A 12,582-nucleotide genomic window follows, 5' to 3' on the forward strand; every position below is an offset into this window, starting at 1 on the left:
AGCTCTTGGGCTGCGAGGAGCTGAAGCTCTTGGTCTCGTCATTCACCAGAAAGCGCGAAGGCCGGTGAGAACAAATGTGTTCGCAATCTAGGCTAAGTTGAGTCTTGGGAGGGATTCATCCACAGATTACACAGATTACGCAGATTGGAGGAAGGTGTATCGATAGCGTGGGAGAGTTCTGGCGAGGCGTGCGTCCAGGCTGCATCGTGCGTATTTGGCTCGGCTTGTTTGGCTAATCTGCGTAATCTGCGTAATCTGCGGACAAAAGAGGGTTTGAGCAGAATGGGTGCCGATTATTGCGGGCTCTGTGGGGATACTGGCAACATGCAGCAAGCTCTTGGGCTGCGAGGAGCTGAAGCTCTTGGTCTCGTCATTCACCAGGAAGCGCGAAGGCCGGTGAGAGCAAATGTGTTCGCGATCTAGGCTAAGTTGAGTCTTGGGAGGGATTCATCCACAGATTACACAGATTACGCAGATTGGAGGGGGATGGGTCGGTAGGGTGGAGAAGTTCTCGCTCGATGGCGGTCCGGCTTGTATCATGTGTAGCTTCTCCGGTTAATCTGCGTAATCTGTGTAATCTGCGGACAAAAGAGGGTTTGAGCAGAATGGGTGCCGATTAGGAGGATTGAGGGCAATGTTGATGTTCTTGTCGCCGTTTGACCCGTTTTGGATGACGAAGCTTAAGGGCTGCGTCTTCGCCGCTTTCGATACGCCCCCGTGCGCTGTGTGCCTCGCGTGGAAGGGCAAAGTGATATACAAGATAGAGCTTGGAGCAGACACGGAGAGTCGCAAGTTCGTCCTCAAGATACCCGAAATGATGGGCCGTCGTCGGAAAGCGCCAGCAGCGGTGGTGAGACAGATTCGCAGACATCTCTCTGGCGAGGGAGTGCCGGATTACTCGGCCGTGATTCTGGACCCCGCTATCGGAGCTGATTTTCAACGGCGTATCTGGGAGGTGACGAGGGCCGTGCCCTACGGCGAAACCAGAAGCTACAAATGGCTTGCAGGGGAAGCTGGCAGCCCGAGGGCATATCGCGCAGTCGGTCAGGCGATGGCCAAGAATCCTTTCCCGCTTGTGGTGCCCTGCCACCGCGTCGTCGCATCCGACGGCTCGCTCGGCGGCTTCTCCGGCGGCCTGGAGCTGAAAAAGGCCCTGCTCGACCTGGAGGGGTCAGTCTGTCGGCGAGAGTTGCCGGGCTCCGCACACTTGTGGCATCCTGACCGTTAAGAGCCGCGTTAGGCATGGTGATCTGCACGTAACTAGGGAGAAAAGACACAGGATGTCAAAGATACAGGCGCTGAGGGACTTGAGGGCGGAGGTTAAGTATCTTGGTGCAGAGAAGTTGCTGGGATTTCTACTGCACCTCGGGCTCAAGGGGAAGAGCGAGCTGTTTCTGCCGAAGCTCATCGAGAGGCCTGAGGCCAGCCGCGTGCTGGTTCTGGCACCTCACCCGGACGACGACGTTGTCGGCTGCGGGGGCACGCTCCGTAAGCACGTGCAGGCGGAAGACGACGTTATGGTCGCCTATCTGACCGATGGCTCGCGGGGAAGCACGGACCTGAGAGAGAGTCTGCACCTCGTCTCGAGGCGGAAGGACGAGGCGCAGAAGGCGGCCGCAGTTCTAGGGATCAAGAAGCTGAAGTTTCTCGGCTTTCAGGACACCAAGCTTCAGTATTTCATAGCCGATTGTGCAAGCTTGATCGACGATATTCTAATCGAATATGAGCCTGATCTCGTCTATGTGCCGTTTCCGCTCGACTACAATCCTGACCATTTAGCTGCGGCACGGGTCGCGGCCGAGGCCTTCGAGAAGATCGATTACCTATGCGACATCTTTTGCTACGAGGTGTCGCCTCCTATTCTCCCCAATCGCATAGTCAACATCACCGACCAGGTCGGTCTGAAGCGCCGGGCGCTTTTGTGCCACAAGAGCCAGATGGAGCAGAATGACTACGTAAACGTTGTGGTAGAGGGTCTGGGCAGATACCGCACGCACGGGCTATTGAAGGGCAAAGGCTACGCCGAGGCTTTCTTCAAGTGCGACGGCGACTATCTAGCTTTCCTGCTGAAGAAGCTCGATGAACGATAGTTTGATTGGGCGGTTCGTGGTTCAAGGTTGCATGGAGGTGGGAACAGACCTGTGTCTTGTTTCACACGCGGGTCTATATCGACATCGCGTAGGGGCGGTTCACGAACCGCCCTTAAGGTGCCCGATCGGATTAGACCAGGGCGATTCGTGAATCGCCCCTACACAGGCAAAACGGACTTATTGGACAGCCTCTTCTAGGCTGTCCGCTAGTTGAGCGATGAGATGGATTGGAGGACAGGCGGAGAGGGACGATGACGGCACTGAACTACCATGTGATTGGGGATGACATGCAGGCGGTTGTCCTCGAGCTGACCCAGGGGCAGACGGTCAAGGCCGAGGCGGGCGCCATGATGTTCATGACTTCGGCTATCGAGATGGACACGAAGATGGAGGGAGGGCTGTTTGGCGGTATCAAGCGGAAAATCGCCGGCGAGAGCCTCTTCATGGCAACTTTTGCATGCCGCAGCGCGAGCGGCACAGTGGCGTTCAGCTCGCCTTATCCGGGCAAGATTGTGCCGCTTGAGGTCTCTGGCCAGACGCTTTTGTGCCAGCGAGATGCTTTTCTGTGTGCGGATCATGGGATTGAGTTGGACATCGCGTTCACAAAGCGGCTGGGCGCGGGCTTCTTCGGGGGCGAGGGCTTCATTCTGGAGAGGATAACTGGCTACGGTCTTGTTTTCTTGCAGGCATCCGGCGCCATCGTCCGGAAGGACCTCGCTGCTGGCGAGACGCTGAAGGTCGATACGGGCTGCCTCGTGGCGTTCGAGGGCTCAGTTGACTACGACATCCAGATGGTCGGCGGGATCAAGACCGCCTTCTTCGGGGGCGAGGGGCTTTTTCTGGCAAGGCTCACGGGCCCGGGACAGGTCTGGCTCCAGACGCTTCCCTTCTCGCGCCTCGCCGACAAGGTCATAAGCGCCTCGCGGCGTTCGGTGGGCGAGGTCAGGCGGGGGCGGAGCATTCTCGGCGGCTTGGGCGACATCATCAGCGGCGACTGAGCAACCCGATTGGCGGTCATAGTTAAGCGTAGAAATCGGTCGAATTGAGGATCCGATAAGAGGTCTTTCACCACAGAGACACGGAGAAGAAATGCAGAATCGCTTCTGTTGCGATCAGGGAGATTTCGGGAAGTACGGCCTGCTGCGATGTCTATGTGCTGCTGACGCTCACGGTGAGGCACTGCGCCTCGGCATGATGTGGTATCTCGTTCCTGACGAAGCTGGTATGGACGGGAAGTTCACCACCTTCTTGGTTGATGATCCCAAGTTGGCTGACCACACAACGAGCAATCGACGGGAGTATCGGGCGTGCGATCCGGATCTTTGGGACTGCCTGAACTGGCACCTTCATCCTGACAGACGTAACATTGAAGCGATTCAAGAAGCGGCTATCCTGCCAGCAGAGACGGTTTATTTCGAAGAACCACTTAAATGGCCGAACGACATGCCCGCCAACTCAGACGCGGGGCGACAAAGACGCCGTGAGCACCGCCACGCTTGGTGGCAACGAGGGTTCGACCGGATGAAGGGATGTCAGGTCATAAACTTTGACCCGGACAATGGACTCGAGGTGAGTGTGCCTCGATATGGTAAGAAAGGCCCAAAATACACCTTCATCGACGAGGTCGCGGCGTTCTACGAGCGAGGGCAGAGCTTGGTCGTTTATCAGCATATTAACTTCAGCAAACCGGCAACTGAACAGGTGGAGGACCGCCTGAAACAGCTTCGGGAAGCGACTGGTGCAGGCAGCGTTTTCGCTCTGCGTTATCATCGAGGCACCGCACGAGCTTATCTTGTCATCCCGTTTGCGAAACACGCGAAGACGCTGCAAGTGCGCGCGAGAGAGATGTGCAAAGGCCCTTGGGCCAGACACTTCGACCTGACAGAGTTGACCTGAAACAGCAATAATACAGACGAGCGAGAATTGAGAGGCTGAGGCATGGGTAGGACTTATCGGGTTGATGTCTCGCCAGACGGAGTGTCGTTCGCGGCGGCCGCGGCGGATAACCTCATGCAACTGCTGGCCCGCCATTCGATAATCCTGACTGCACCGTGCGGCGGCAAGGGGGTCTGCAAGAAATGCCGCGTCCTTGTGAGGGAGCCTGGCCGCGAGGTTCAGGAGGTCCTTGCTTGCCAGTATCGTGTCCATTCTGACATCTGCGTTACCGTTCCTGGCGCCTCACGCGTCGAGGTGTCGTCGGGTGAAGTTGAGCCTTCAGAGGCGATCAGAATTGCGCTTTCAGAGGAGTTGTTTCCATCTGTGGCTCTGGACAGACTGGATAAAAGCAGAGAGACGTCACGGATTCTCGGGCTTGCGGTCGATTTGGGGACGACCACTGTATCAGCGGCCCTCATTGACCTTGAGTCGGGCGAGGCGCTCGGCTTTGCGACCGTGATGAACCAGCAGACGCAGTTCGGTGCGGACGTGATAACGCGGATAGGTTACTCGCAGAGGGGCAAAGAGAGCAGGCGAGAGCTTTCAAAAGTGCTGGCGGCGAGCGTCCAAGTCGTCGCGGACGCTCTGCTGTCGAGGGCCGGGTGCACGACCTCCGATGTGTATCAAATCGTCTTCGCGGGGAACACAACGATGTTCGCGACGCTGCTCGAGCTCGACTGCACGCAGCTTGTTACGCCGCCATATAGTGCGCCATTGCTGGAGCCGCTCACTCTTCAGCCGCAAAATGTCGCGGCGCTTGGCGAGCTCGGCCTTCCACGCTGGACACGGCTCGATTTCCTTCCTGCCATCGGCGGCTATGTCGGCAGCGACGTGCTGGCCGGCCTTTTGATCGCCAAGATGCGTGAGCAGGACGGCGCGCTCGTGTTTCTGGACATCGGCACCAACGGCGAGGCGGTCGTGTTCTTAAGGGGACGAGCTGTCGCGTCTTCTGCGGCGGCGGGACCCGCCTTCGAGGGAGGAGAGATCAGCTGCGGGATGCCGGCCATGCCGGGCGCGATCCAGAGTGTGAGGTATGAAGATGGTCGTCTCGCGACCGAGGTGGTCGGCGGCGTAGAGGCTATCGGCATCTGCGGCTCTGGCCTGATCGATGCGTGCGCCTCGCTCGTGCGTTTGGGCGTGATCGAGCCGTCTGGGCGGTTTTGCGAGCGTGCGGGAGCGCTTCCGGGGCCTGTCGCAGGGGGCATGAGACGCAAGGGCAGCCAGGCGGCGTTTTTTCTCCATGAGAACGTTTATCTGACTCAGGAGGACGTGCGAAAGACCCAGCTCGCCAAAGGCGCAATCCGCACCTGCATCGAGTTTCTGCTTAACGAGGCGCAAGTTGAGGCGGCTTCCGTAAAAAAAGTCGTTCTCGGCGGGGCGTTTGGCAGCCTAATCGACCCCTGCTCTGCGGAGACGATCGGGCTCATACCGACGTTTGAGCACGCCGAGAAGGAGTCATTGGGCAACACGGCTCTGGCGGGGGCAATGCTTGCTCTTCTGTCGAGGCGCAGGCTCGATGAGATGCGTGAGCTTCAGAAGAAGATAAGATACGTCAATCTCGCGGGACGAGCGGAGTTTGAGGAGCGCTTCACCCAGAACCTCGCATTTGGATAAGTTCGCCCAATAATCAAGTTGAACGAAATTGACCCAAATCAGATTGGTTTGTGACGAGGAGATGGATGCTGGTTTTTCTGTGCAGGTCAGGTGGTTTTTCGAGGTGTCAGTCAAAGGATGCTGTGTTGGTGGGCGCAGATTCGGTGATTTGGGGCAGATTACGCCTGCTTTTTGACGTTTCGACGACCTTTGGCCTGCATATCTCGAACTCGCCGGTGAGGCGCTCTCGGAGAGGCGCTGGCAGGTTAGTCATTGGACTGAACAGCGTCGCCAGCCTCGAGTAAACCCACTGGAATACTTGTCGACTCCTGTATCGCGGCTCGCCCCAGTCGAGAAGCAGCGTGTCCAGTTCCTGAATTGAAAGGTCGAGTATGTCGTGTTTCATTGGAATGCCTCTGAGCCACGTTGCGCACGTAGGGGCGGCTCACGAGCCGCCCTAGTCCGATGAAATCAATAGATCAAGGGCGATTCGTGAATCGTCCCTACACGACAATGATTCCCTTCTGGAGCGAGAGTGGAACTGTTGTCCGGCAGATTCGGCAATCCGCAAAGCATCAATTCGCTCCCATTTGGATTGGCCGCCCCAGCATGCGGTGCTGTCCGTTACTTCATCGTCTCCTGCATCAAATAGACCTCGTTACCGTTTTTCACAGCGAGGTAATGGAGGCTGTCGCTTGAATCGAAGACGATGCGGCTGCCGGCCAGGAATCCGTCGTGTCGCTTGCCCTCGTTGCCTTGTTTACTACTTGTGTGGTTTTGGTTTAGTATTCCGGGCAATGAAAGAGGATGTTATGAAAAACCTGAAGATCATCATTTGCTCAGCTCTGTTTGTGCTCTGTATTTCCTTGGCGGTATTTGCTGAGGGGATCACAGTTCAGCTCGAGTTCCCGCAAGACTCGCTAACGGTCTCCAAGATGGGAGAGTACGACGTTGTGAGCCTCGAGGGGTGCGAGCTCTTTGGCGAGCCGGGGGAGCCGCTTCTGCCGACGAAGGCCGTCTATGTGGCGCTTCCGCCTGGCTTCGAGATGACCGGAGTTCGCATCTCGGATAACAGGCAGATTCAGCTGCCAGGCGCATTCGATATCGCCCCAGGTCAGCCCGTCCGGCCTGTTTCTCAGCCTGATCTTTACGACTTCGTCCCTCCCGAGCCCAGCGCCTACTCGCTTTTTGAGGCGCAGCCGGCCGAGCAGCTCGTATCGACCGGCGAGGGGTCGCTGCGGGGCTATCGTGTGCTTGGGCTGATCGTGTATCCCATGCAGTATCAGGCGGCCGAAAAGCGCCTGCTTCTGAGCACGGAGATGACGATAGAGATTGTGGGTAAGCAGCTTCCGCTTCCATTGGACACGCTGCCCGAAAGCACACTGGCCGGCGACGTCGCCGCGAAATCGGTGGTCAGCTCGCTGGTTGAGAACCCCGAGGGCGCGGAACAGCAGCCCAGGGCAACGCCTCTTTACTGGCGGGACAAATGCGACGTTCTGATCATCACGCAGGACTATTTCGTCTCGTCGCTAGAGGTCTTGCAGGACTGGCTTTACCGGAAGGGCTACCGAACGAAGATAGTTACGGTTGGCGAGATTGAAGGCGATTATGTCGGCCCGGACTTACCGGCCAAGATACGAAACTGCATCAAGGACTACTACATCAATCAGGGTCTTGGCTGGGTGATTCTTGGCGGGGACGTTGGTGAGGTCCCGACCCGCCGTGGCTATGCGTTTACGTCCGGGAAAACCTATGGCAAGGATGATTATCTGCAATGCGATTACTATTACTCCGATCTGGACGGCAGCTGGAACGCTGATGGGGACGAGTATTGGGGCGAGTACAAGGAAGATAACATCGATATGTACCCGGACGTCTTTGTGGGTCGGTTGCCGGCCTCATCTCTGAGCAACATTAAGGTGCTGGTGCGGAAGATACTGACCTATGAGGGGGTTGGCGAGGACCCGCTTCCGACCGATTATCTTACGTCGGCGTTCTTCTGGGCCTGCAAACTGGACGAGCACCCGACGTGGGGTGGCGATGCGAAGGACAGCATCACCGAGGCGACCATCTTTCCTCCCTATTGGACGTTCAAGACCTGCTATGACCGGGATGGCACTTCGGGCAAGGAGAACGTGCTGGGCGCCATGGACGACGGCTATGCGATCATTAACAACTGTGGGCACAGCACCTACAATGCGGCGAGCGCGCTTTCTGATGTTCCTAATGCGCAGCGTGAGTACATCGCGTGTATTGATATGACGAGGCTCAAGAATTCGCCTCGTTATTCGGTGCTCTACTCGATAGGTTGCCTGTTCGGGGCGCTTGATTTGGACAGCCTGGGAGAGCGATTCGTGAATGCGGCGGCGGGCGGTGGCGTTGCAGCGTTGGTCAACAGCCGGTATGGGTGGTATTCGTCAGGCAGCCCCGGTTACGGCCCTTCTGACCTGATGGACCGCGAGTTCTTTGATGCTCTGTTTAGGGGCCATCACTACAACATCGGCGAGGCCTTTGCCGAGAGCAAGGTGCGTTACATCTCGTACTCGAAGCGTTCAAATAAGGGCTGGTATGGCTGCTTCAGATGGGTAACTTACGGGATGAACCTTCTTGGGTCCCCGGTAACGCCCGTCTGGACGGCGACACCATCGACAATAGCCGTGGACTACGACCCTGTTTTTAGGCTGAACAGGGATGGATTCTTCGCCAGCGTAACCGGCAAAGGAGCGAAGCCTGTTCAGGGCGCTCTCGTGTGTCTGACAGACCGCGCCGGTTGGCTTGCCCGTGGAACGACTGACCAGGACGGCCAGGTCCTGGTCGATACGCCTTACGTAGAATCCGCCCGCAATTTCGACTTGACGGTAACTGCACAAAATCATCTGCCTTACCTTGCCCGCGTGACGGGCGTTTACAACACGGAACTGGCGCTAACGAACGCTGAGGTGACGCCGCGATATGGACGGGCGGGCGACACATTCACTTTTCAGGTGCATTATTCTGATGAGGATGGGGACCCGCCGTTTGTCATCAAGGCTTACGTTGCAGGGCAGTACTTCCCCCTCTCGCTGCTTGAAGGTGGTCCGGCAAATGGCACGTTTGGGGTCAAGCTCGTGATCGGAAGCGGCGATTGCCTCGGCGACATGTTTCATTTCTTCGCTGTTGACGGTCGTGGCTCCTTCAAGAGGTATCCGCCAACGGGAGAGCTCTTCGGGCCCGGCATCGATGACGTCAAGCCCGATTCCACCGTCAGTTCGCCCCAATACTCGAGCGTGGCCACCATCGCCGTGCAATACCTTGCTCACGACGACTGCTCCGGCGCGGCCAGTCTGGAGCTTTGGTTCCGCCGCAACGCTGAGGCATGGACATTCTCCGGCCTGTCGGGTGAAGGTTCAAGCGGAACGATCAGCTTCGTAGCGCCGGCAGAGGGCACTTACGACTTTTTCAGCATAGCGACCGATAACGCCGGCAACGAGCAGCTTCGCATCGCCCGCACGGATACTTCTTGCGTTTACGACGGTACGCCTCCGAGCTCGACGTTGCGCTGCCCAGACTACTCATCTGAGAGCAACCTGAGCATCGCCTGTTGGGCAGGCGACGTTGTTTCCGGGGTCGAGCGAGTCACAATGTATTATAGATTCTCTGCTCCTGAACCTGCCGAGAGCGGCATCGCACGTCAACCGAAGTGGCAAGTCTTCAAGAGCGCCCAGTGGCGCCAGGGCCTTGACTTCGCATTTGATGCGCAGAACGGGCCGGGGCTTTATGAGTTCATGTCCATTGCGACCGACCGAGCAGGCAACACAGAGCATGTCAAGAGCGCCGCCGATGCATCGTGCGTGTTCGATTATCCGTCGCTGGCGTTCTTCATCTGGACCGACGCGGGGAATTATCATCCGGGGGACGAGCTTGTAGTGTCGGGGGCCTACGATAACCCCGGCGAGACAACTACCGCAGACCTCTACCTCGCACTTGTGCTTCCGGACGGGGACATGTTGTACATGCCCGGCCCTTCCAACACTCTCTGCGCGCTCTACACTGAGATACCGATCGCCGCTTTGTCATCGCGCGAGTTTGAGCTGCTGAGGACAGAGATTCCGGCTGGCTTTCTGCCCGGGCGATACCAGTTTATGGCCGCCTTGGTGCGGTCCTCTACATATCAACTTATGGGTAACATTGCCGCAGCCGACTGGGACGTGTTGTAGCCTCAACGCTCGCGGCGTTTAGCAGAGACGGCCATCATCCTACCGGCTAGACGCGCTGAGGGTGGTCAACGCAATGCGTGAGACCGCAAGGCATAGGTCGCGAGGGTCGGGGGATTGACCGAACCTGAGCGCCGCCGTGCCCCTCTCGACAACGTCTGCTATTTGTGCGTGCCCCGTCATAAACTTGCCTCCAATCGCGACGAACGGAGTACGCGACTGATACGGCACTCTTATATCAATACCGATGCGGCCAAACGCCTCGACAAGGTCGGGGTGAAGAGGCGACTCGTGCTCGCCAAGCGCCGCTACGTAGATTGTCTTGAACGGTAGCTTTGCGAGAACTTCCTCGAGTCTGCCAATTTGCTCGAGTGTTGAGACAGGCGCGTCGCACACCCATTGGGGCTTGCCAGCGGGGTCTTTTCTGAGAATGCGGAGCTTCCCGATGCCGCCGTAGGCGAAGTAGTTGATGCGGTTTCTTGCCAGAAGCGAGAGCGTTTTTTTCAACCATTCTCGGTCAGTCTTGAGCAGGCCGAACGTCCTGCTTGATACCGCGAAAAGCGCCGATTTGGGAGCGCTGTTGATGCGCTTGGCAAGACCTTGTTGTTGTTGGGTCGAGGCCCCGAACTTCAACGTTGCCGTCGCAAATGATTCGGGCCGGGCAGGGTCAAAGGCGGCGACGTTGATCCCGAACCTGTTGGGGGACAGTTGTTGTCCGTCGATGATTATCTCCGAGGCAAGCCCCTGGCCGCAGTCCTTGCTTGTAAGGGCCAGATTGGCCGGGCACGTTGTTGTCGTGTGGGGTATTATGAACCCGGGCGGGGGCATCGGCCGGGGTGGATGCGACTGGCATTCGATCCGCAGCGCATTCAAGCCCTGCCTCAAGGCGCCGGCCGGGCACGGCAGGAGGACATCTTCCCACCTATCGCCGACCGTGAATGATCCAAGAGGCGCCTCGTTTAATGATGCGTGGAACAGTCGCCGTCTGGCCAGGGTGTCTGTGCGCGCTCTAACCTCAAAAAAACCTGGGCCAGAGTCGCCGGTATGAAAAACTGTCTCGGTGAGCGTGCCGCCCCATCGGAACGGGATAGCTCCCCACCGCTCCCTCTGATACCATCCCTTGCCCAGGGCCGCGCCTTCGTGATCTGAGCCGATGTTCAGGGCCAGATTGAGAGCCGAGCCGTGCGAGGACATGTGCAAGGCTGAATACGCGGTCGAAAAGGACAGCTTGAGACTGTAGGAGACCTTGATAGTGCTTGGGAGCTTTCCCAGCCATGAAAGCCAATCTCGAGCGGTCGTGAACTGCCCGGAAACGAGGTCCGACAGCGCCATCGCACGGCCTCGTGGGATTTCTCCCTCGACATATCGAGTGAGTAGGACAGCGTTGGAAAGTATCAGGATGGCGGCAATAACACATACAGAGCGGAACACAGCCTTGCGGGGAGGTTTCGCGGGACTGACCGGCCGCCTCAGTCCGGGCGCCACGAGCCACGCGAACCCGTAAACAAAGACTGGGAACAGGCCAATAAACCGCCTCGCGCCGAACGCCTCGCCGCCCCACCAGTCCATGATCGAGGCGTTCAGGTATAGCTGCAATAGAAAGACGGGCAGCATTGCGATTGCCAGTCTGTCCCGGGCAAACGAGGCTCGGATGAGGCCAATTGTCGCCAGAAGCAGCACCGGCGTCCAGAGGAACAACCCGCCCCTTGTGGAGAAAAGGACTTCGTAGATATGTGGGTGGTGCAGGTCAATAAAGCCGCCGGTCTGGGGTATGAGAAAGAACTTGCCATAGATTATCCGCCAGGTGATTATCTGCGGCAAAAAAGTAATGACTGCGGCCGCTAGTGAGACAGCGAGACCTGCTACGGGCAGCTTGGGTCGCTTGCAGTCCCTGGCCGGGAAGAGCTGCGCGCCAAGAAGGAGGATAGCGGGAATGATTGCGAAGATAGCGTTCTGCCACCTGACGAGGGACATGAGCCCGGCGAGGACCCCGAGCAGGACCCATTCTGACCTTCGGCGGAACCGCTCTATTGAGGCGGCTTTTGCCACGAAAACTGAGACTGCGAACATGGAGAGCGCGTGGGACATGAATGGCTCGAATACCTGGTAGTGTATGGCAGAACTGGCCAGCCAGACTGCAAGTATCCCGAGGAGAGCCGGCGACGAACCTGTTCGTCTGGCTGTGAAGCGATAGGCTGCAATGACGCCAATGAAGCTCGCGATTATCGAGGCGAGGCAGATGGCGGTGTAGTATGGCTCGCCCTTGCCCTGATTGACGTTGCCAACGTAGTCGGGCGGCATCGCCAGCGAGATGAGCCTCGCCACGAGAAAGAAGGGAGACCACATTACTGCTGGGCCGACGGAGAATACGTTGGGAGGGTACCCCTTGGAATTGATGCAGACCTGGGCAACAAGCGGGTCGTCTCTGGGAAACATCTCGTAGTCGTTTCTGAGATCGAGGTCCCCGTCGAATACTGCGGAGCGCAGGTAGATGTAGTAGTTCTGCCCGTCCCCATCCATGCGACCACCGATGAACCCGAATAGCAGCAGAACGACGACGAACGGGACGCCGAGCAAGAGCAAGGCCGCTAGCGAGGCTCTGTGCCGAGGGCTCACGCCGACTAATCCTTGAAGATCACGACTGTTGCGCCGGACCCGCCCTGGTGTGGCGGAGCCGCGCCAGCGCTTTCGACGAGCTTGTTTTCCTTCAGCACCTTCGCGACAGCCACCCTCAAGACGCCCTTCCCGTGGCCATGCACGATCCGCACCTC

At 57.9% G+C, this 12,582-nt stretch carries 9 protein-coding genes; 6 read left to right on the forward strand and 3 right to left on the reverse strand.

Annotation, left to right across the window (positions count from 1 at the left end; all coding sequences use genetic code 11):
- The first annotated feature begins 634 nt into the window (after positions 1-634).
- From VM163_02585 to VM163_02605, 5 genes are all read left to right on the forward strand, one after another.
- Complete coding sequence (locus VM163_02585; protein ID HUT02761.1) at positions 635-1,228, forward strand: MGMT family protein; 594 nt, start codon at positions 635-637, stop codon at positions 1,226-1,228.
- 52 nt (positions 1,229-1,280) lie between these two features.
- Positions 1,281-2,090, forward strand: a complete 810-nt coding sequence (locus tag VM163_02590; GenBank protein HUT02762.1) for a PIG-L deacetylase family protein — start codon at positions 1,281-1,283, stop codon at positions 2,088-2,090.
- Positions 2,091-2,341: 251 nt separating this feature from the next.
- A complete protein-coding gene (locus VM163_02595; GenBank protein ID HUT02763.1) occupies positions 2,342-3,088 on the forward strand; it encodes a TIGR00266 family protein in 747 nt (248 codons plus the stop codon).
- 91 nt (positions 3,089-3,179) lie between these two features.
- Positions 3,180-3,986, forward strand: a complete 807-nt coding sequence (locus tag VM163_02600) for a hypothetical protein (GenBank protein ID HUT02764.1) — start codon at positions 3,180-3,182, stop codon at positions 3,984-3,986.
- Positions 3,987-4,028: 42 nt separating this feature from the next.
- Complete coding sequence (locus VM163_02605) at positions 4,029-5,639, forward strand: ASKHA domain-containing protein (GenBank protein HUT02765.1); 1,611 nt, start codon at positions 4,029-4,031, stop codon at positions 5,637-5,639.
- A 106-nt stretch (positions 5,640-5,745) separates the two neighbouring features.
- On the opposite strand, the gene VM163_02610 is transcribed toward VM163_02605, so the two are convergent.
- Together VM163_02610 and VM163_02615 are read right to left on the reverse strand one after the other, a co-directional pair.
- Positions 5,746-6,024: a hypothetical protein gene (locus tag VM163_02610; protein ID HUT02766.1), complete on the reverse strand. Its 279-nt coding sequence runs from the start codon at positions 6,022-6,024 to the stop codon at positions 5,746-5,748.
- A gap of 218 nt (positions 6,025-6,242) precedes the next feature.
- Positions 6,243-6,416 carry a hypothetical protein gene (locus tag VM163_02615; protein HUT02767.1) on the reverse strand — a complete coding sequence of 58 codons (174 nt, stop codon included), beginning with the start codon at positions 6,414-6,416 and terminating at the stop codon, positions 6,243-6,245.
- Between the two features lie 14 nt (positions 6,417-6,430).
- On the opposite strand from VM163_02615, the gene VM163_02620 reads away from it, so the two are divergent.
- A complete protein-coding gene (locus VM163_02620) occupies positions 6,431-9,814 on the forward strand; it encodes a C25 family cysteine peptidase (GenBank protein ID HUT02768.1) in 3,384 nt (1,127 codons plus the stop codon).
- A gap of 39 nt (positions 9,815-9,853) precedes the next feature.
- Here the strand turns inward: VM163_02620 and VM163_02625 are convergent, their stop codons facing one another.
- On the reverse strand, positions 9,854-12,427 hold the full coding sequence (locus VM163_02625; GenBank protein HUT02769.1) for a hypothetical protein: 2,574 nt from the start codon (positions 12,425-12,427) through the stop codon (positions 9,854-9,856).
- Positions 12,428-12,582 lie beyond the last annotated feature (155 nt).

The organism is bacterium (assembly GCA_035527515.1).
In the GTDB taxonomy this organism is placed as follows: Bacteria; B130-G9; B130-G9; order B130-G9; family B130-G9; genus B130-G9.